Annotated in this window: 16 protein-coding genes; 9 read left to right on the top strand and 7 right to left on the bottom strand. The window is 71.4% G+C overall.

The annotated features are described in order from the left end of the window. Positions 1-9: 9 nt before the first annotated feature. Positions 10-1,494 (bottom strand): alpha/beta hydrolase, encoded by a 1,485-nt coding sequence (locus AB0B61_RS19525; protein ID WP_358433365.1) that lies wholly within the window; start codon positions 1,492-1,494, stop codon positions 10-12. Between the two features lie 160 nt (positions 1,495-1,654). Between AB0B61_RS19525 and AB0B61_RS19520 the strand changes: the two genes are divergently transcribed. After that, complete coding sequence (locus AB0B61_RS19520; RefSeq protein ID WP_358433362.1) at positions 1,655-3,199, top strand: beta-N-acetylhexosaminidase; 1,545 nt, start codon at positions 1,655-1,657, stop codon at positions 3,197-3,199. A 69-nt stretch (positions 3,200-3,268) separates the two neighbouring features. Here the strand turns inward: AB0B61_RS19520 and AB0B61_RS19515 are convergent, their stop codons facing one another. Next, a complete protein-coding gene (locus AB0B61_RS19515) occupies positions 3,269-4,198 on the bottom strand; it encodes a carbohydrate kinase (RefSeq protein WP_358433359.1) in 930 nt (309 codons plus the stop codon). Between the two features lie 150 nt (positions 4,199-4,348). Between AB0B61_RS19515 and AB0B61_RS19510 the strand changes: the two genes are divergently transcribed. The 4 genes from AB0B61_RS19510 to AB0B61_RS19495 are packed head-to-tail and all read left to right on the top strand — an operon-like array spanning position 4,349 to position 8,129. Then, positions 4,349-5,332 carry a sugar ABC transporter substrate-binding protein gene (locus tag AB0B61_RS19510; protein ID WP_358433357.1) on the top strand — a complete coding sequence of 328 codons (984 nt, stop codon included), beginning with the start codon at positions 4,349-4,351 and terminating at the stop codon, positions 5,330-5,332. A gap of 10 nt (positions 5,333-5,342) precedes the next feature. After that, a complete protein-coding gene (locus tag AB0B61_RS19505; RefSeq protein ID WP_358433354.1) occupies positions 5,343-6,305 on the top strand; it encodes an ABC transporter permease in 963 nt (320 codons plus the stop codon). Next, entirely contained in the window at positions 6,302-7,108 is an 807-nt protein-coding gene (locus AB0B61_RS19500; protein WP_358433351.1) for an ATP-binding cassette domain-containing protein, read from the top strand. Before AB0B61_RS19505 ends, AB0B61_RS19500 begins: the two co-directional genes overlap by 4 nt. A gap of 10 nt (positions 7,109-7,118) precedes the next feature. Next, the gene (locus tag AB0B61_RS19495) at positions 7,119-8,129 is read left to right on the top strand and encodes a LacI family DNA-binding transcriptional regulator (RefSeq protein ID WP_358433349.1); all 1,011 of its coding nucleotides are present in this window, start codon (positions 7,119-7,121) and stop codon (positions 8,127-8,129) included. 141 nt (positions 8,130-8,270) lie between these two features. On the opposite strand, the gene AB0B61_RS19490 is transcribed toward AB0B61_RS19495, so the two are convergent. Both AB0B61_RS19490 and AB0B61_RS19485 read right to left on the bottom strand, forming a co-directional pair. Continuing rightward, entirely contained in the window at positions 8,271-9,095 is an 825-nt protein-coding gene (locus AB0B61_RS19490; protein ID WP_358433346.1) for a PIG-L family deacetylase, read from the bottom strand. A 64-nt stretch (positions 9,096-9,159) separates the two neighbouring features. After that, positions 9,160-10,551 carry a tetratricopeptide repeat protein gene (locus AB0B61_RS19485; protein WP_358433343.1) on the bottom strand — a complete coding sequence of 464 codons (1,392 nt, stop codon included), beginning with the start codon at positions 10,549-10,551 and terminating at the stop codon, positions 9,160-9,162. 393 nt (positions 10,552-10,944) lie between these two features. Here AB0B61_RS19485 and AB0B61_RS19480 point away from each other — a divergent pair, with 393 nt between their 5' ends. The 3 genes from AB0B61_RS19480 to AB0B61_RS19470 are packed head-to-tail and all read left to right on the top strand — an operon-like array spanning position 10,945 to position 15,389. After that, positions 10,945-13,143 carry a TerB N-terminal domain-containing protein gene (locus AB0B61_RS19480; RefSeq protein ID WP_358433340.1) on the top strand — a complete coding sequence of 733 codons (2,199 nt, stop codon included), beginning with the start codon at positions 10,945-10,947 and terminating at the stop codon, positions 13,141-13,143. Further along, positions 13,140-14,399: an ATP-binding protein gene (locus AB0B61_RS19475; RefSeq protein ID WP_358433337.1), complete on the top strand. Its 1,260-nt coding sequence runs from the start codon at positions 13,140-13,142 to the stop codon at positions 14,397-14,399. Before AB0B61_RS19480 ends, AB0B61_RS19475 begins: the two co-directional genes overlap by 4 nt. 60 nt (positions 14,400-14,459) lie before the next feature. Further along, positions 14,460-15,389 carry an NUDIX domain-containing protein gene (locus AB0B61_RS19470; protein ID WP_358433335.1) on the top strand — a complete coding sequence of 310 codons (930 nt, stop codon included), beginning with the start codon at positions 14,460-14,462 and terminating at the stop codon, positions 15,387-15,389. 78 nt (positions 15,390-15,467) lie between these two features. Here the strand turns inward: AB0B61_RS19470 and AB0B61_RS19465 are convergent, their stop codons facing one another. Next, positions 15,468-16,286: a PaaX family transcriptional regulator C-terminal domain-containing protein gene (locus AB0B61_RS19465; protein WP_358433332.1), complete on the bottom strand. Its 819-nt coding sequence runs from the start codon at positions 16,284-16,286 to the stop codon at positions 15,468-15,470. A gap of 112 nt (positions 16,287-16,398) precedes the next feature. On the opposite strand from AB0B61_RS19465, the gene AB0B61_RS19460 reads away from it, so the two are divergent. Further along, a complete protein-coding gene (locus AB0B61_RS19460; protein WP_358433330.1) occupies positions 16,399-17,988 on the top strand; it encodes a benzoate-CoA ligase family protein in 1,590 nt (529 codons plus the stop codon). A 19-nt stretch (positions 17,989-18,007) separates the two neighbouring features. On the opposite strand, the gene AB0B61_RS19455 is transcribed toward AB0B61_RS19460, so the two are convergent. Together AB0B61_RS19455 and AB0B61_RS19450 are read right to left on the bottom strand one after the other, a co-directional pair. After that, positions 18,008-18,214: a hypothetical protein gene (locus tag AB0B61_RS19455; RefSeq protein WP_358433327.1), complete on the bottom strand. Its 207-nt coding sequence runs from the start codon at positions 18,212-18,214 to the stop codon at positions 18,008-18,010. Next, entirely contained in the window at positions 18,201-19,718 is a 1,518-nt protein-coding gene (locus tag AB0B61_RS19450; RefSeq protein ID WP_358433325.1) for an acyl-CoA synthetase, read from the bottom strand. Before AB0B61_RS19450 ends, AB0B61_RS19455 begins: the two co-directional genes overlap by 14 nt. Positions 19,719-19,737: the final 19 nt, after the last annotated feature.

The following is a 19,737-nucleotide window of genomic DNA, read 5'->3' as shown; positions in this document are numbered from 1 at the left end:
GGGGCCGGGTCAGATCTTCGGGCACATCTTCCCGTCACGCGGCGGCACCCGGGTGATCAGGTAGCGGTCGACGGAGGTGTTCACGCAGGCCGAGCCGGTGCCGTAGGCGGTGTGGCCGTCGCCGTCGAAGCTCAGCAGCACGCCCGAGGACAGCTGGGCGGCCAGCGCCTTGGCCCACTTGTACGGCGTGGCGGGATCGCGCAGGGTGCCGACCACCAGGATGGGCGGCGCGCCCTTGGCGTGGATGGCCCTGTTGACCGTCTTGCTCCTGACCGGCCAGAAGTCGCACGCGCTGGCCACGACCTTGCCGGAGCCGATCGCCTTGGCCTGGCGCACCGCTCGCCGCCAGGTCGGGTGGTCGAGGCAGTCGATGGCCGCGTGCGCCTCCATCATGTTGGCGTAGGTCGCGTCGGGGCCGCGCTCGTTGTACTGGTCGGCGTACTGCAGCAGGAGCGTGCCGTCGCCCTTGAAGGCCGTGCCGAGCGCCTGCCGCAGGGCCGGCCACGACCGCTGGTCGTACAGGAGGCTGTTGAGGCCGGTGTACACGATCGCCTGCGTGGCCTGCCTGCCGTCGTAGGTGTTGACCAGCGGCGCCTTCTCGGTCCGGTCGTACAGGGCGCGCATCTGCTTGGTGACCGCGGTGACCGTGTGCTTCTTGAAGGGGCAGTCCTTGTGCGTGAAGCAGTCCCGCGCGAAGGACTCGAAGGCCACGCCGAAGCCGTCCTGCTGGCCCGCGCCGAACTCCGTCGCCGTCGTCGTGGGGTCCTCGGCGCCGTCGAGCACCATCGCGCGCACCCTGGCCGGGAACAGGTTGGCGTACGTGGCGCCGAGCAGGGTGCCGTAGGAGAAGCCGAGGTAGGTCATGCGCGACTCGCCGAGACCGGCGCGCAGCACGTCCATGTCGCGCGCGGCGTTCGGCGTGCCCAGGAAGGGCAGGAGCGCGCCGGAGCCGGCCTGACACGCCTGCGCGAGCCGCAGCTGCGCGTAGTTGTACATCTTCACCTCGGCCTTGGAGTCCGGGGTGTAGTCGACGGAGTGATACCAGTCGGCCACCTGAGTGGACATGCAGCGCACGGGGGTGGAGGCGCCCACGCCGCGCGGATCGAAGCTGACCAGGTCGAAGCGCGAGCGGAGGGCGGCGGTGAACTTCACCTTCGCGGTGCCTCTCAGCAGGTCGACGCCCGATCCGCCGGGGCCGCCGAAGTTGATCACCACGGAGCCCAGGCGCTTGGCGCCCTTCGCCGGCAGTTTGATCACGGCGATCTCGATCCGCTTGCCCGACGGCTTGGTGTAGTCGAGCGGCACCTTGAGCTTCGCGCACTGGAAACCCTGCTTGCAGGGGGTCCAGGCGAGCCGCTGGCCGTAGTAGGCGCTCAGGCCGGGCGGTGTGTCGGCCGTCCGCGCGGGCTGTGCCGTCGCGGGCGCGGCGGCGACCAGACCCGCGGAGAGCAGGCCGATGACTAACGGGGTGATGACCCCGAGAAGGCGTCGCATATCTCTGTCCTCGTCTGGCGGCCGAGTGGATATCGCTTAGTGACTCTCCGATGGTTGGGCGCGGTGGTTGCGAGGCTCTTAAAGACCACTGGCCGAGCGCGTGCAAGCGTTATTTGGAAAGTTTCTTTACTAGCGCGGATCACGTCCGTATGGTGAGGCCATGAGCCTGCGCACAGTGCTGATCCTGGTGGCGGCGCTCGTCGCCACGTCGGTCTCCGCCTCCCCGAGCGCGCGCGCCGCCGCGCCCCTGAGCTTCGGCGGCGTGCTCCCCGCGCCGGTCAGCGCGACGCCCGCCACGGGAGTCACGTACCGGATCACCTCGGCCACCAGCCTCTACACCGACGTCCCCGCCGTCGGCGAGCAGCTCGCCCGGCAGCTGCGGCGCTCGACCGGCTACCCCGTGCCGATCGTCGCCACGCCGCCCGCCGGCGGCATCTCGCTGCGGCTGGGCAGCGTGAGCGGCGGCGCGGAGGCCTACCGCCTCGACGTGACCGCCACCGGGATCACCGTGCTGGCCAACGCGGCCGCCGGGCTGTTCAACGGGGTGCAGACGCTGCGGCAGCTGCTGCCGTACGCGGCCGACAGCGCGAGCGTCCAGCCGGGACCGTGGCCCGTGCAGGGCGGGCGGATCACCGACGCGCCGCGCTACGCCTATCGCGGCGCCATGCTCGACGTCGCCCGCCACTTCTTCCCCTTGGCCGCCGTCCAGCGGTACATCGACCAGATCGCCCTCTACAAGATCAACTACCTGCACCTGCACCTCTCCGACGACCAGGGCTGGCGGATCGTCATCGACTCCTGGCCCAGGCTGGCCACCTACGGCGGCAGCACCGCCGTCGGCGGCGATCCGGGCGGCTACTACACCAAGGCCCAGTACCAGGAGCTCGTGACCTACGCCGCGGCCCGCAACATCACGGTCGTGCCCGAGATCGACCTGCCAGGGCACACGAACGCCGCCCTGGCCTCCTACGCCGAGCTGAACTGCGACGGCGTCGCGCCGCCCCTCTACACCGGCACCGACGTCGGCTTCAGCTCGCTGTGCACCTCGAAGGAGCTCACCTACACCTTCCTCGACCAGGTGCTCGGCGAGCTGGCCGCGCTCACCCCCGGCCCCTACCTGCACCTCGGCGGCGACGAGGCCAGCTCCACCAAGCCGGCCGACTACGCCGCGTTCATGAACCGGGCGCAGGCCATCGCCGCCGCGCACGGCAAGACCGTCATCGGCTGGCACGACATCGTCAAGGCGACGCCGCTGCCCTCCACGGTCGCCCAGTACTGGGGCACCACGCCGGACGACAGCGCCGTCGCGGGCGCCGGGCGGAAGGTCATCATGTCCCCGGCCAGCCGCGCCTACCTCGACATGAAGTACAACCGGCGCACCCCGCTCGGCCAGGACTGGGCCGGGCTGATCGAGGTCAAGGACGCCTACGGCTGGAACCCGGGCGCCTACCTGACCGGCCTGCCGGCCCAGCAGGTCCTGGGCGTGGAGGCGCCGCTGTGGACCGAGACGATCAGGACGTCGGCCGACATCGAGTACATGGCCTTCCCGCGCCTGCCCGCCATCGCCGAGCTGGGCTGGTCCCCGTACGCCAAGCACGACTGGACCGCCTTCAAGCAGCGGCTCGGCGCCCAGGGGCCGCGCTGGCGCGTCCAGGGGGTGAACTACTACCACTCCGGGCAGATCACCTGGCCCGCCGGTTCCTGAACCGACCGCGCCGCCGGGCCGGATCGTCCGTACGGCCGGATCCTCTGTACTCCCGGGCCCCGTACGACGTCACCGCCCGGCGGTCTCGTTGAGCTGGTGCGCCCACGGCGGGTTGGCCCCCGCGACCGAGCAGGTCAGCGCCGCCACCCGGGACGCGAAGGCGGCGGCGTCGGCGGCCGTCTCCAGGTCCAGCCCGTCCAGCCGGCCGCCGAGCAGCCCTCGCACGCCCAGCCGGTGCAGCAGCCCGGCGGTGAAGGAGTCACCGGCCCCCACGGTGTCGACGACCTTGACCTGGGGCGCCCGTACGGTCGTGCGCTCCCCGTCCAGCGACACCAGCGCGCCGTCCGCGCCCCGGGTGATCACGATCAGCTTGGCCCCGGCCGCGTGCCAGGCGTCGCAGGCACGTTCCAACGGCTGATCCGGCATCAGGAAGGACAGGTCGTCGTCGCTGAGCTTGAGGATGTCGGCCACCGCGCACCACCGCTCCACCGGGTAGGCGTCCCGGCCGGCCAGGCTGGGCCGTACGTTCGGATCGATCGAGACCGTCGCGTGCGCGCGGGCGTCCGCCGCGAACGATTCCACCGCGGCGCTGCCCGGCTGCCTGACCAGCGCCAGAGACCCCGTGTGCAGGCAGGACCATCCGCTTGGGTCGACGGCGGCCAGCTCTTCGGCCGTCCACTGCCAGTCGGCGGTGCCCTCGGCGTGGAAGCTGTAGGCCGCCTGGCCCCGCTCGTCGAGCGAGGCCACCGCCAGCGTGCTCGGCTCGGCGGCCGGCACGCAGGCCGACAGGTCCACCCCGGAGGAGGCGAGGTGCTCGCGGAACAGCTCGCCGAACACGTCCGCCGACACGCGCCCCAGGAACCGCGTCGGGGTGCCGAGCCGGGCCAGAGCCACCGCCGTGTTGGCGGGTCCGCCGCCCGGCAGAACCCGGAGCTCCAGCTCGCCGGGGCGCCGGTCGGCGAAGGCGTCCGCGACGCATTCGCCCAGGACAGCGATCATCAGGGCCAACCTTTCAGCCATGTTTGCAGATTTGTTACACCCAGGGGGCATTGACGTTTCTAGAAAGGGAGTCCATCATCGCAGCACGGCGAATGTCAACGTTGACATATGTCAACGATGACATTGAATCATCCCTGATAGGAAGCCACCATGATTGCTAGGCTCTCGGCCGGACTTCTGGCCGCCGCGCTCCTCGTCACCGGCTGTGGCGGCAACGAGCAGAAGGCCTCCACCAGCACCAACAAGGTCGGGCTGATCACGAAGACGGAGACCAACCCGTTCTTCGTCAAGATGAAGGAAGGCGCGCAGCAGGCCGCCAAGACGTCGGGTCTGGAGCTGATGACCGCGGCGGGCAAGTTCGACGGTGACAACGCCTCCCAGCTCACTGCCATTGAGAACATGGTCGCGGCCGGGGTGAAGGGCATCCTCATCACGCCCAACGACACCAAGGCGATCGTGCCCGCGATCAAGAAGGCCAGGGACGCCGGCGTCGTGGTGATCGCGCTGGACACGCCGACGGACCCGCAGGACGCCACCGACGCGCTGTTCGCCACCGACAACCTCAAGGCGGGCGAGCTGATCGGCCAGTACGCCAAGGGCGCCATGGCCGGCAAGACCGCCAAGATCGCCACGCTGGACCTGGCCCCCGGCATCACGGTCGGCCAGCTGCGCCACGACGGCTTCCTCAAGGGCTTCGGCATCGCCAACGGCGACCCGTCCATCGCCTGCTCCCAGGACACCCGAGGTGACCAGTCCAAGGGCCAGGAGGCGATGGAGAACTGCCTGCAGAAGGCGCCCGACATCAACCTCGTCTACACCATCAACGAGCCCGCCGCGCTCGGCGCCTACACCGCGCTCAAGGCCAAGGGCCGCGAGAAGGAGGTGCTGATCGTCTCGGTGGACGGCGGCTGCACCGGCGTCAAGGCCGTGAAGAGCGGGCAGATCGCCGCGACCTCGCAGCAGTACCCGCTGAAGATGGCCGAGGACGGCGTCAAGGCCGTCGCCGATTTCGCCAAGGGCGGGGCCAAGCCCAAGGGCTACATCGACACCGGCGTCACCCTGATCACCGACAAGGCCGTTCCGGGAGTGGAGTCCAAGGACACCACCTTCGGCCTGGCGAACTGCTGGGGCTGACATGGCCGTCATGGAAGCGACGCTGCCGCGCCGCATCATCACCACACCGACGGCGGGACCGCTGGCCGCGCTCGTGCTGGCCTGCGTGTTCTTCGCGGTCAACAGCGACCAGTTCCTCACCGGCGGCAACTTCTCCCTGATCATCCAGCAGGTGATGGTCGTCGGCACGCTCGCCATCGGCCAGACGCTCATCATCCTGACCGCCGGCATCGACCTGTCCAACGGCGCGATCATGGCGTTCGGCGGCATCGTGATGACCAAGCTGGCCGTCGGCAGCGGCCTGCCCCCGCTGCTCGCGGTCGCCGCCGGACTCGCCGTCTGCGCCGCGTTCGGGCTGGCCAACGGGCTGCTGGTGACCCGGATCTCGCTGCCGCCGTTCATCGTCACGCTGGGCATGCTGAACGTGGTGTTCGCGCTGACCCACATCTACTCCGGGGACCAGACGGTCACCGACCTGCCGAACGCGCTGACCTTCCTGGGGCAGACGTTCAGGGTCGGCGGCACGAACGTCACCTACGGGTCGCTGCTCACGATCCTGCTGTTCCTGCTCTTCGCCTACCTGCTCGGGTACACCGCGTGGGGCCGGCACGTGTACGCGCTCGGCAACAGCCAGGAGGTCGCGCGGCTGACCGGCATCCGCACGCAGCGGCTGACGATCGGCGTCTACACCGTCGCGGGCCTCGTGTACGGCATCGCCGCCCTGCTGCTCGTCTCCAGGACCGGCGTGGGCGACCCGCAGGCCGGTCAGACGGACAACCTCGACAGCATCACCGCGGTCGTACTCGGCGGGACCAGCCTGTTCGGCGGCCGGGGCCTGGTGCTCGGCACGCTGATCGGCGCGCTCATCGTGGGGGTCTTCCGTAACGGCCTGCAGCTCATGGGCGTACCGTCGATTTACCAGACGCTCATCACCGGCATCCTGGTGATCCTCGCCGTCGCCGTCGACCAGCTCTCCCGCAGGAGGACCCGATGACCCCCGTGCTCCAGGCCCGCGGCCTGGTCAAGCGATACGGCCACGTGGTCGCGCTCGACGGCGCCGACTTCGACCTGATGCCCGGCGAGGTGCTCGCCGTCATCGGCGACAACGGCGCCGGCAAGACCAGCCTGATCAAGGCGCTGACCGGCGCGTTGCAGCCCGACGAGGGCGAGATCCTGCTCGACGGCAAGCCCGTCCGCATCCGCGACCCCCTGGAAGCGCGCCGGCTCGGCATCGAGACCGTCTACCAGGAGCTCGCCGTCGCCGCCTCGCTCGACATCGCGACGAACATGTTCCTCGGCCGCGAACTCCGCAAGCCCGGACCGCTCGGCGCGATCTTCCGGATGCTCGACAAGAAGCGGATGCGCGAGGAGTCGGCCAAGCACATGGCCGACCTGAAGATCGGTCTGCGCTCGCTCACCCAGCCCGTCGAGTCGCTGTCCGGCGGCCAGCGGCAGGGTGTGGCCGTGGCCAGGGCCGTGGCGTGGGCCTCCCACGTCGTGGTCATGGACGAGCCGACCGCCGCGCTCGGCGTCAAGGAGTCGGGGCAGGTGCTGGACATGATCAAGCGGGTCCGCGACCGCGGCATGCCCGTCGTCCTGATCAGTCACAACATGCCGCACGTCTTCGAGATCGCCGACCGCATCCACGTCCAGCGGCTCGGCCGCCGCGTCGCCCAGATCAAGCCGGGCGACCACAGCATGGCCGAGGTCGTCGCCATCATGACCGGAGCACTCCAGGTGTCGGAGGGCAAGTCGGTCGTGACGGACAAGGACGCGGCGGAGGCGATCGGCCTCTAGCATGGTCGAAATGCGGCGTCCCACCATGACTGACGTGGCCCGTGAGGTGGGCGTCACCGCCAAGACCGTCTCACGGGTGCTCAACGACGACGGACCCGTGGCCATCGAGACGCGCGAACGCGTCATGGCCGCGGTCCGCAGGCTGGGCTACCAGCCCAACCTGATGGCGCGCAACATGCGGGTCGGCGCCAGGGACGCCGCGATCGGGCTGGTCATCCCCGAGATGGGCAACCCGTTCTTCGGCACGGTGGCGGGCGGCATCGAGAACGCCGTCCGGGCCCGCGGCCTGACCCTCATCGTCGGCTCCTCCAGCGAGACCGCCGAGCTGGAGCAGTCCCTGATCGCCACCTTCCTGGCCCGGCGGGTCAGCGCCCTCATCGTGGTCCCCTCGGCCGGCAGCGACCACCGCTATCTGCGTACGGAGCGCGTCGCCGGCCTGCCCATCGTCTTCCTCGACCGCCCGGCCGTCGGCCTGACGGCCGACAGCGTGGTCAGCGGCAACCGGGCCGGCGCGCAGGCCGGCATCGAGCACCTGATCGGGTACGGCCACCGCCGCATCGGCTTCATCGGTGACCTGCCGGCCACCCTCTACACCCGCCGCGAACGCTTCCAGGGCTACCGCGACGCCCTGGAGCAGGCGGGCCTGCCGTTCGACCGCGCCCTGGTGGAGACGGGCCACGACCAGGAGGCGGCCCGCGCGGCCACCCTGCGCCTGCTCGCCCTCGACCGCCCGCCCACGGCCCTGTTCGCGGCCAACAACCTGGCCTCCATGGGGGCGGTGGTCGCACTGGCCCGGGCGGGGCGGCGAGACGTGGCGCTGGTGGGGTTCGACGACCTGCCGCTGGCGGAGGTCCTGGACCCGCCGCTCACCGTCGTGGCGCAGGATCCGGCGGCCATCGGGGAGGTGGCGGCGGAGCTGGTGCTGTCCCGCCTGGACGGCGACCGCTCCCGCGCCCGGCGGCCGCTGGTGCCCACCCGGCTGATCGTCCGGGGGTCGGGGGAACTGCCGACGCTCTCCTGAGCCGGATCCTGGTTGCTCGAGCGGCCGACCCGATCTCGGATCCTCGCGACGACCATCGTGGCAGGTCTCACCCGCGCACTGTCTCGTCAATGACCTCAGTTGGAAGCGTCCACATCGGCATCCTCGGCGGGGACTTTCAGGTCAGCGCAGCCCCGCGAACAGGTCGTCCTCCTGGTCCGGTGCCGCCGTCACATGATTGACGACCCGGGTGAACGCCTCGGCGGAGAAGGCCTGCTGCTGGGCCTCTTCGGGCATCTGGAACAGGAAGATGTTGTCGCCCTGGCTCGCGTGCGACCGCAGCGCCTTGAGCTTGCGCTCGACGTAGGGGGCGACGTCGACGACGGCGGTCACGAGCTCGTCGGGGGTGCCGAAGTCGTCGGAGGGCTCGAAGTCGCCCAGGTCGATGCCGCTGCTGCGGACGAGCTCGAACATGCGCTTCATCGCCGAGCGGGGGAGGGCCGTGTAGTAGAGCTTGTCGGCGACGCCGGTCGCCTCGACGGCGGCGACCGTGATGCGATGGGCCTGGACGTGGTCGGGGTGGTTGTAGCCGCTGCCGCCGGTCTCGTCATAGGTGACCACGACCTGCGGGCGATACTGCTTGATGAGCTCGCCGAGCCGGCCGGCGGCCAGGTCGACGGGCACGTTGGCGAAGGCGTCGGGGTGCGCGTTGGTGTCCCAGCCGTCCATGCCGGAGTCGCGGTAGCCGAGCAGCTCCAGGTGGTCGATGCCCAGGTGCGCCACCGACTCGCGCAGCTCCGCCAGCCGCCGCTCGGCCACCTCAGCGGCGACGTGGCCGGGGTCGCCGGGCTTGACGCCGCCGGGTCCGTCGCCCTGCTCGCCGTTGGTGCAGGTGACCAGGACCGTGCGGATGCCCTCGTCGGCATAACGAGCGAAGACGCCGCCGGTGCTCAGGCATTCGTCATCGGGGTGGGCGTGCACGGCCATCAGGGTGAGTTGCCGATCCATGGTGGAGACCCTACTGCGCGGGACCGACAGTTCCGCACGAGGCGGACAGCCGTACCTCCGAGGGTCAGGTGCGGCGGGTCAGCTCGTCGGCTCGGAGGCGGGCCGTCGCGGCCGCCGCGCGGTCGCCGAGCGCCTCGGCGAGCGCGCCCTGCTTGAGCCAGTTGAACGGGCTGCACGGCCGCACGCTGATCCGCTCGCTGACCAGCACCCGCGCCAGATCCCTGCGGCCGCCACGCAGGGCCGCCTCCAGGAGGGTCTTCTGTACGGCGTCCCGCTGCGCGTGGCTGCCGCCGAACTCGTTGACCCGATGCCTGATCGGATAGAGCAGGTCCACGACCGCGTCGAAGTCGCCCCGGCCGAAGGCGACCAGCGACCGGCAGACCGGCAGGCCGACGCGGGCGGTCATGGCGTGGTTGGTGATGTTCGGGTGGTGTTCGGAGAGGTAGGTCTCCCGGCTCGCGATGAGCCTCTCGGCCTCCGCGACGCGGCCCGCGCCCACGTACGACATGACGGCGTGCATGTCGTTGAAGGCGTAGAACGGCTCGGCCACCTTGGCGGGCCACGCCTCGGCCAGCGCCCGCCAGCGTTCGTGCTGGGTGGAGCCCTCCAGGAGCAGCCGCCACAGCAGCGCGGCGGCGTCGAGCAGCTCCATCGAGCCCCGGCCGCCCGCCAGCGCCGCGTCGTAGATGGCCAGGGCGCGGCCGGTGTCGCCGGCCTCCAGCGCGTAGAGGGCGTAGTGCCACCAGGTGTGTACGTTGAAGAACGTGCCGGTCGACCAGTCGCCGAGCCGGGCGTCCAGGTAACGGATGCCGTCGCCGAACCGGCCCTGCATCTCGTAGGTGTGCACGACCGCGTGGATGCCCCAGACGTCGCGCGCGTTCAGCTCGACCGCCCGCAGTCCCACGTCTTCTGAGCGGTCGTAGTGCCCGGACTCCTCCAGGCCGAAGGCGTACATCCCGAGCACGTGACCGTAGTGCCGGTCGTCCTCGTGCCAGGCGTTGAGCGCGCCGCCGATCCTGTCGCGCAGCGAGCGGGCGTCGCCGGTGAAGAAGTCGACCTGGTGCCCCGCCGCCAGCGCCAGGGCGTCGCGCGGGTACTGCTCGGTGATCGCGCCGAGGAGCCTGCCGCAGGTCAGGAAGTCGCCGTCGAGCAGCGCCTGAACGGCCTCGACGTGCGCGCGTTCGCGAGGCAGCAGCCCGGCGGCGCCGGTACGGCCGCGCCAGGCGGCGAACCGCTGCCTGGCGGCGCGCGCGTCCGCCACCTCCGTGGTCAGGAGCCCGAGGTAGGCGGCCAGGACCTGGCCCATCGGAAAGTCGGGCGCCTCGGCCAGGGCGGCGGTAGCCTCGACGTCGACCTCCACACGGAAGTGCAGCAGCTCGTCGATCGCCTGGTCGTAGTGGCGGGCGGCGGCACCCCCTGCGCCGCTCATCGCCAGTCCGTGCTGGTCGTCGGTCACCCGGCCACTATAAAAGGCGGCTGGTCGGCAGGGGTGAGGTGGCGCGCGGTGCGGCCCTGCGTCAAGGGGCCGGGGCGATGCGTGGCGCGGCCCTGCGTCAGCGGTCTCGCCGGTGCCGTCCTCGGCGCGCGTCGGGACCGTTGGCGGACCCTCCGGCTCCGGGCGTGTAAGCCGTTTTGGCGGGGGAAGCGCCTGGTCGTGGAAGCTCCATTACCAATGGCCGCCGACCCCGGTCATCGGGGTGGTTAGAAAAGGTTTTTCGGACAGTCCGCTAAAGGGCCAGGCGGGTCGGGATTCAAGATTGTAACGAGGGGCCGGAGCGATATGTCGGGCAATGGCAGGGGCGTTAGGGTGCAATCCCTGTCTATTTCGTGGTGAGGCGGAGGAGGGCCGGTGGTGTACCGCGCGCGTGGCCGCCATGCGTCATCCGGCCAGGCCAAGACCGCCTCACCCGCGTCGCCGGAGGGGCCGTGGCTGCCCGCCGGCAGCGCCATCCATCTCGCCGGCCTGAACATCATCGGCGGCCTGCTCTACGTGGGCTCCGAGCTGCCGTCCGCGTCCGGAATGTCGGTGGAGCCGTCGCTGATCGACCCTGAACTGCCGGTGGACATGACGCAGCCGGACTGGGACGGTCAGGGGCTCGACCGCTGGCCCAGCTACGCCGCTCTCCCGCCCACGTCGCGGGCCGCCTATCTGAGCTGGCTCGCCGACGGGCGATGCTATTCGCGGACCCCCCTCGGCTACGTTTTCCTCTACTTCTACGGCCTCGAACGTCGCGTGCTACACGACCTGCACCTGGACCGCTCCACGGCCCAAGAGGAGCTGCCGGTCATCCACGAGGAGGTGCGCCGCCTTCTCGGCGTCTATTCCCGGCACGACGCCTTCCAGCGGCACGCGGGGCCGTTCGCGGAGCTGCTGGCCGCTCTGTGCGAGCCCGAGGTGACCGGCGCGGCGTTCGCGATGCGGGCCCGGCTGGGGGAACTGGCCGCGCGAGGCGAACCGGTGCCCGCCGACTGGGCGCTGGCCTGGCTGCGCGGCCACCCGGCCTACCGGCCGGGCGCGCCGGCGACGAGATGTCCGGCGGAGTTCGGGGCGCTGTTCCAGCGGCGGTACGCGGCGCGTCACGGCGAAGGGCTCGTCGTCCGGCCCGGATCCAAAGAGCTGGCCTTCGAGTATCGGCCCGCGAGCTCCGGGTTCGCCGGGGCCCCGCCGGTGCTGCCGGGCGTACCCGATGTGCTCACGCTCGCCGCGCCCACCCGGCAGCTGTTCGCGCTGGCCGAGGAGTGCTGCTCCGCGCTGGAGGCGTACAGCCGCTTCCTGGGTCGGCTGCCCGGCGCGAAGCAGAGCGTTCGGGCCCAGGCACTGCTGCCCGCCGAGCTGCTCGACCTGGGCTCCGGCGGGGCCGGGCGGGCGGTGCGGTGGGCGCTGGGCGGGCTCGCGGGGCAGGAGACCGCGCTCGTGCCCGCCGAGGAGTTCGTCGCCCTGCTGTCCACGCCCGAGCCCGCCAGGAAGGACGTCATCGCGCTGGCCCAGATCCTCGGGCGGGCCGGGGTGGGGATCGAGCCGGACCCGCGTCTGGGCGGTCCGGTGCCGGGCGCTGGGGTGATGGCCTTGTTCGCGGCGCCGGACGGGCCGACCGCGGCGGCGTCCGAGGTGTACCGGGCGGCCACCGTACTGCTGCACCTGGCCGCCGTCGCGAGAGCCCCGGGCGAGGACGCGCTGAATCCGCCGGATCACGCGAGGGACCAGGCACGTCAGGCCGCGTACCGTCGGCTGAGCGAGCATCTCGAGCGGGTGCTGAGTCTCACGCCCGGTGAGCGGGCCCGGCTGCGTGCGCATATGGAGTGGGTGCTCGCGGCCGATGTGCCGCTGGCTGGCCTGGCCGCTCGCGTCCAGGAGATCGACCGGTCCGAGCGTGGCTATGTGGCGGAGTTCCTGAGGGACGTCACCGGCGCCAACGGGCACCTCACGCCGGACGAGGCCGAACTGCTCACCCGGATCCACTGGCTGCTGGGGCTGGATCGGGATCCCGAGCCGGCCGGGCGTACCGGGGGCTCCCCGTACGTCGCCGTGCGGCATGCGCCGATCCAGCTGGCGTACTTCCCGAACGCGCCCGCCCAGCCGGTGCCTCCGGCACGCGCCGACATGCCTTACCCGTCCGGGTTCCACATGCCTGTTCGGCAGGTCGTTCCGGGAGCGCCCGTCTTCGGTGTGCCCGTCCTCAGCGCCCCGACGGTGTCCAACGGGCGCGCCGTCGCCAGGCTGGTCGAGACGGCCAGGGTGGGGACGCTGCTCGATTCGCTGCTCGCCGGCGGTGAGCCGCTCCCCACGGCCGCCCCGCCCCCTCCGGTGCCCCCGGTCGCGGGGCTGGACAGCCGCCACTCCGGCCTGGTCCGCGCCCTGGCCGCCGTCGATCAGCCGCAGCTGACCCGGGGTCAGTTCGAGATGCTCGCGGACGCCTGGCACCTGCTGCCGGAGGGCGCGATGGACCGCGTCAACGAGGCCGCCTACGAGAGCGCGGGCGATCCGCTGCTCGACGGCGACGACCCGATCCTGGTCGACCGGCTACTGCTGGGGGAGATGCTGAAGTGACCGTTCGCGCCCGCGAACGCGACGCCGTCCTCAAGGCGCTGCGGGCAGGGGTGGTCCCGCTGATCGGGCAGCGCCACATCCAGGCCGGTCGCACCGCCGAACTGGCGGCTCTGACCGGCGACATCGAACGGGTCGTGGTGGGCGGCTCGGCCGTCCGGCTCGTCATCGGCGAGCACGGGTCGGGCAAGACGTTCCTGCTGCACCTGGCGCGCTCGGTGGCGCTGGACAAGCGGCTGGTCACCCTGCACGCCGACATCACCGCCGACCATCGGCTGCACTCGGAGGAGGGCCAGGCCCGCGCCCTCTACACCGAACTGGCCCGCAGCATGGCCACCCGCGCCCGACCCACCGGCGGCGCGCTCGCCGCCGTCGTAGAACGCTTCCTGTCCACCGCGCTCGACGAGGCCGGCCAGGCGGGCACCGACCCCGGCGAGGCGATCAGGGAACGCCTGGCCCATCTGGAGGTACGTCCGGGCGGCCACGACTTCGCCGCGGTCATCGGGGCCTACTGGCGCGGCCACGACACGGGCGACGAGCACCTCAAGTCGGCCGCGCTGCGCTGGCTGCGCGCGGAGTACCCGACCGCGGCGGAGGCCAGGTCGGCGCTCGGCGTGCGGTCGATCATCGATGACTCGACCGTGCTCGACCATCTCGCGCTGATGAGCCGGTTCGTCCGGATGGCCGGGTACGGCGGGGTGCTCGTGTTCCTGGACGAGCTGGTCAACCTGTTCAGGCTCGCCTCGCCCCAGGCCCGCGACGCCAACTACGAGCAGATCCTGAGCATCATCATCGGGGGAGTGCCGCATCTGGGGTTCGTGTTCGGGGGCACTCCCGAGTTCCTCATGGACGGGCACAGCGGGCTTTTCAGCCACGTGCCGCTGCGTCGGCGGCTGGGTGCGCGCGCCTTCGCCGAGCCCGGGCTGATGGATCACGCCGGGCCGGTGAACAACGGTGGGCCGGTGCTCCGGCTGGCGGCGCTGACGGCCGAGGAGCTGTACGTGGCGCTGGCCAAGATCCGGTTCGTCTACGCCTCCGGCGAGGACGGGCGGTACCTCGTGGACGACGACGCGCTGGTGGCCTTCATGCACCACTGCTTCGGGCGGGTGGGGGAGTGGTACTTCCGGATGCCCCGGGCGACGTTCAAGGCGTTCTGCGATCTGCTGGCCGTACTGGAGCAGGATTCCGGGGCGAGCTGGCGGCGGCTCCTGCCGGGGGTGGACCTGTCGGCGGAGGAGGAGGACGACCGCCCGGTGTGAGGACCGCCCGGTGTTTTCGCCGGTGGGTTCTGTCGGGGGGATCGGGCAGAATCGTCGTCCATGACGAGGGATGACGCCGCAGTGGCGCACGACGGCGACGCGGGTGTGCCGGGGTCGCTGGCCCGGGTGCTCGGCGACGTGGCGGCCGAGCGGGCGGCGCAGGACGCCAGGTGGGGCATGCAGGCCGTGCCCGACGGCACCGGGACCGAGGGCGCGGTGGCCGAGGCCGACGGAGCGCGGCGGGAGACGGAGGAGGCGGCCCGGCGTGGGGAGCTGACCTGGCGGCACATCCTGCGCGAGGAGGTTCTGGAGGCGTTCGCCGAGTCGGACCCCGAGGCGCTGCGCACCGAGCTGATCCAGGTGGCCGCGGTCGCCGTCAAATGGGCCCAGGCACTCGACCGCCGCCCCGAGGACACCGGGAAGCCGCGGTCGGGCCCCGGCGAGACGGCCCCGGAGGCCGTCGGTGAGGCGGATGCGAAAATTGCGGAAGCCCTCGGGGAGGCGGATGCGAAAACCGTCGGGGGCCCGCGTCTGGAGGCCGCCGGTGAGGCGCGTCCCGAGCGGTTCCGGGCCATCGTCGACGTGCACGTGATGCTCGTCCGTGACGGCACGGTGCTCCTCGGCAAACGGTCTGGCACCGGCTACGGCGACGGCCGATGGCACCTGCCCTCGGGGCACCTGGAGCCCGGTGAGTCGGTGGTCGGCGCGGCCGTCAGGGAGGCCCGCGAGGAGGTCGGCGTCACCATCCGGCCGGAGGACCTGGAGTTCGCCCACGTCATGCACCGCGCCCCCGACCGCGTCGGCCTGTTCTTCCTCGCCAGGAAGTGGGCCGGCGAGCCCTACAACGCCGAGCCGCACAAGTGCGCCGCGCTCGCCTGGCGGCCGCTCGGCCAGTTGCCCGACGACACGATCGGCTACCCGGCCGAGGCCATCGCCAGGGTGCTGGAGGAGGAGCCGTTCGCGCTGTACGGGTGGCCTGCGGAGGGTTGACGATGGCCTACGGCCGCGTGGACATCGACGTTGATCCGCAGAGAGTTGACACTATCCTGACGCCCCGCAAGGGAAGTGTCACATGTCCCGCAGCTCGTCCCACCGCCGCCGCGCCCCCGCCAGCCAGGTGCCGTGCAGGTCGTTGAAGACGTTGGCCGCGCGCACCCCGATCCAGTTCGGCGGCGACAGCTCCAAGGGCAGGCGCGGGTCGAGCATCGGGAAGCGCCGCCACTCGTGCACGAGCCGGACCTGCGCCAGCAGCACCGGATCGCCCGGCTCGGGCCGCATCCCGGCGAACTCCTGAATGAACTCCTGGTAGTGCGCCGCCAGCTCCCCCAGATGCCAGGCCTGCTCCACCAGCGTCCGCTCGGAGCCGATCCCCGCGTAGGGGCCGTTGAACGAGAACACCGCCACATCCAGCCCCAGCCCCTCGACCACCTGCTTGGCCTCGGCCTCGCGGGTGGCGTGCGGGCTGACCCACACTCCGGGCACGGGACTGCCGAAGCCCGCCCACGTCAGACCGGTGCGCAGCCGGTGGCGTAGCTCGCGCCTGGACTCGGGCACGGTCGCGATCAGCACCACCCAGCGGCCGTCCCACGGCTCGCGGTCACGGCCGAACGCGTAGATCCGCTCGGCCCCCTCTGTCAGCAGTTCGCGGCCGCGCCGCGTCAGCGACCACCGCACCCGCCGCCCCGACCGTGCCGAGACGATCCACCCGTCGGCGGCCATCCGCGCCAGCGCCTGCCTGGCCGACTTCTCCTCCACCCCGAGCCCGCCCATCACGTGCAGCAACGCCGACGTCCACGCCGGCTCATCGGAGGGCAGCACGTGCTCGCCCAGCACCGTCAGCAGCATCGACCTCGCGCTCGACTGATGGTGGCGGGGGAGCCTGGCCATTTATTGTCCTTTCGGAGCGGGAGTCTGATTCAATGCTACAAGTAGTTGACGATGCATCAATTCTGTATAGAAGATTCTCGTACGGCGTGTCTCCCTCCCTGTAAGGACGACCATGTCATCGGAGTCGTTCAACGCCAGTCTCTATCTCGTGGATCGTCAGGTCGAAGCGGGTCGCGGTGCGCGCATCGCGGTCGCGGGCTCGGCCGGCACACTCACATACTCCCAGCTCGCGGCCCGCGTCGGTGAGCTCTCCTCCGGGCTGCGGGTGCTCGGCGTCCGGCCCGAGGAGCGGGTCGCGCTCGTCATGTCCGACCGCCCCGAGACGCTCGTCACCATCCTGGCCGTCATGCGCATGGGCGGCGTCGCCGTGCCGCTGTCCACCATGTACAACGGCGTGGAGCTCGGCGCCCTGATCCGCGACTCGCGGGCCCGCGTGGTGGTGGCGACGCCCGAGTACGAGCCGGCGGTCAGGGTGGCGCTGGCCAACGCGCCCGAGGTCGCCCTGCTCGTCCTGACCGGCAACGTGGGCCAGCGGGCGGCCGACGTCGCCCCGGCGTCCGAGGCGGGCACCGGCGTCCCGGTGTGCTCGCTGGCGGACGTGGTGGACGCCGGCCGTACGGTGGGCGAGCCGTACCAGACCTGGACGGACTCGCCCGCGCTGTGGCTCTACACCTCGGGCACGACCGGCGCGCCGAAGGCGGCCATGCACCGGCACGGCGCCATCAGGGACGTCTGCGAGACCTACGGCCGCCAGGTCCTCGGCATCACGCCGGAGGACCGGTGTTTCTCGGTCGCCCGGCTGTTCTTCGCCTACGGCATCGGCAACTCGCTGTTCTTCCCGCTGTCGGTGGGCGCGACGACGGTGCTCGACCCCTTCAGGCCCACCCCGCCGGGGGTGGTCGCGCGGGTGGTGGCCGAGCGGCCGACGCTGTTCTTCGCCGGGCCGACGTTCTACGCGGGCCTGCTCGCCTCCGACGCGCCCGACGACACCTTCTCCTCGGTACGGCTGGCCACCTCGGCGGGAGAGGCGTTGCCGGCGGAGATCTACCGGCGCTTCACCGAGAGGTTCGGCGTCGACATCATCGACGGCATCGGCTCGACCGAGGCCCTGCACATCTTCATCTCCAACCGTCCGGGCCAGGTCAAGCCAGGCACCTCGGGCACCGTCGTACCCGGCTACGAGTGCAAGCTGCTCGACGACTCCGGCAGCCCGGTGGCCGACGGCGTGCCGGGCCACCTGTACGTGCGCGGCGACTCCATCGCCACCGGCTACTGGTGCCGGACCGACACCACCCGGCAGGTGTTCCAGGGGGAGTGGTTACGCACCGGCGACACCTACGTGCGCGACGCCGACGGCGTCTACCAGTGCCTCGGCCGCTCGAACGACATGATCAAGGCGAGTGGCATCTGGGTGTCGCCGATGGAGGTCGAGTCCCGGCTGCTGCAGCACGAGTCGGTCGGCGAGGCCGCGGTCGTCGCCTTCACCGACGCGGACGGGTTGGAGAAGCCGGTCGCCTGCGTGGTGCCCGCCGCCGGGAAGACGGTGGACGCGGCGGAGCTCATCGCCTTCTGCCGCGACGGGCTGGCCGCCTTCAAACGGCCGCGCGAGGTGCTGGTGCTGGAGGAACTCCCCAAGACCGCCACCGGCAAGATCCAGCGCGTGGTCATCCGGCAGATCGCCGCCGACCTGCTCGGCAAATAGTCGAGCCGGGCAGTGCCGCTCAGGCCGGGCAGTGCCGCGCGAGCCAGGCCAGTCCGCGCGCGGCCACCTCCTCAAGGTGGCCCTCTGACCGCCGACAGGTCGGCGTCGGCGGCGAACCCGTCCAGGCTCTCCCGGGTGAGCAGGTGCCCACCACCACCGAACCCGTCTCCGGCCCCTCTCGCTCGGCCGCCAGCCGTACCCGGCCCTGGATGTCAGAACGCGTCACGCAGCTCCCTCTTCAGCACCTTGCCGCTGGCGTTCTTGGGCAGCGACTCCACGAACACCACCGTCTTCGGCGTCTTGAAGGCCGCCAGCCGTACCCGCAGGAAGGAGATCAGCTCGTCGGCGGTCAAACCGGCGCCCTCGCGCAGGACGACGGCGGCCGTCACCGCCTCGATCCATCGGGGATCGGGCACCCCGAAGACCGCCGCCTCCGCGACGGCCGGGTGCTGGTAGATCGCCTCCTCGACCTCCCGGCTGGCCACGTTCTCGCCGCCGGACTTGATCATGTCCTTCTTGCGGTCCACGACCGACAGATAGCCGTCGGCGTCCAGCACGCCCAGGTCGCCGCTGTGGAACCAGCCGCCGCGGAACGCCTCGGCGGTCTTGTCCGGGTCGTTCCAGTAGCCGAGCATGGCGTGCGGGCTACGGTGCACGATCTCGCCGACCACACCCGGCGGCACCGGCTCGTCCTGGTCGTCGACGATCCGGGTCTCGACGTTCAGCGCGGGCCGGCCCGCCGAGCCGAGCCTGGTCAGCTGCTCGTCCGGGCCCAGGATGGTGGCCACGGGCGCCATCTCGGTCTGGCCGTAGAAGTTGAACAGCCGCACCCCGGGCAGCCGCGCGGCGATCTCCTTCAGCACCTCGACCGGCATGATCGACGCGCCGTAGTAGCCCTTGCGCAGCGACGACAGGTCACGGCGGTCGAAGTCGGGGTGACGCAGCAGGCCGATCCAGACGGTCGGCGGGCAGAACAGCTTGGTGGCGCCCTCCGCCTCGATCGCCGCCAGGATCGCCGCCGGATCGGCGCCGGGCAGGACCACGTTGGTGGCGCCGAGATAGAGGCCGGGCGTGAGGAAGCAGTGCAGCTGCGCGCAGTGGTAGAGCGGCAGCGCGTGCACCTCCACGTCGGCGGGGCTCATCTCGCCGTCGATCACGCACGAGGTGTACTGGGCGATCAGGCCGCGGCTGGACAGCGTGGCGCCCTTGGGCCTGGACTCGGTGCCGCTGGTGTACATGAGCTGGATCGGGTCGTCGTCGGCGATCTCCACCTGGGGCTCGGCGTCGTCGTCGTGCGCCAGCCAGTCCGTGACCGGCTCCCACCCTTCGGCGTGCCCGATCACCCCGCGCACGGCGACCCCGTCGGAGACGGCCCGCTCGGCCACGGGCAGCAGCGCCTCCTCCACCAGCAGGCCCGTCGCCCCCGCGTGCCGCAGGATGTAGGAGACCTCCTCGGCCCCCAGCATGAAGTTGATCGGCACGGAGATCGCGCCCAGCCGGGCCAGCGCGAAGTACATCACCACGAAAACGTCGTTGTTATGGCTGAACAGGGCGAACCTGTCGCCCTTGCCCACGCCCCGGGCGGCCAGCGCGTTGGCCGTGCGGTTCACCACCCGGTCCAGCTCGGCGTAGGTCCACCGCGTCTGGCCGTACACGATCGCGGTCTTGGCGGGGGACCGCGCGGCCGAGCGCCGCAGCAGGTCGCCGAGGGCATGCTGGCGAGTCGTCATGGGCGAATCCTCTCCACCG

The sequence above is a fragment of the Nonomuraea sp. NPDC049158 genome, from assembly GCF_040648335.1.
Taxonomy (GTDB): Bacteria; Actinomycetota; Actinomycetes; order Streptosporangiales; family Streptosporangiaceae; genus Nonomuraea.
This window is presented reverse-complemented; position numbering and strand designations above follow the sequence as displayed.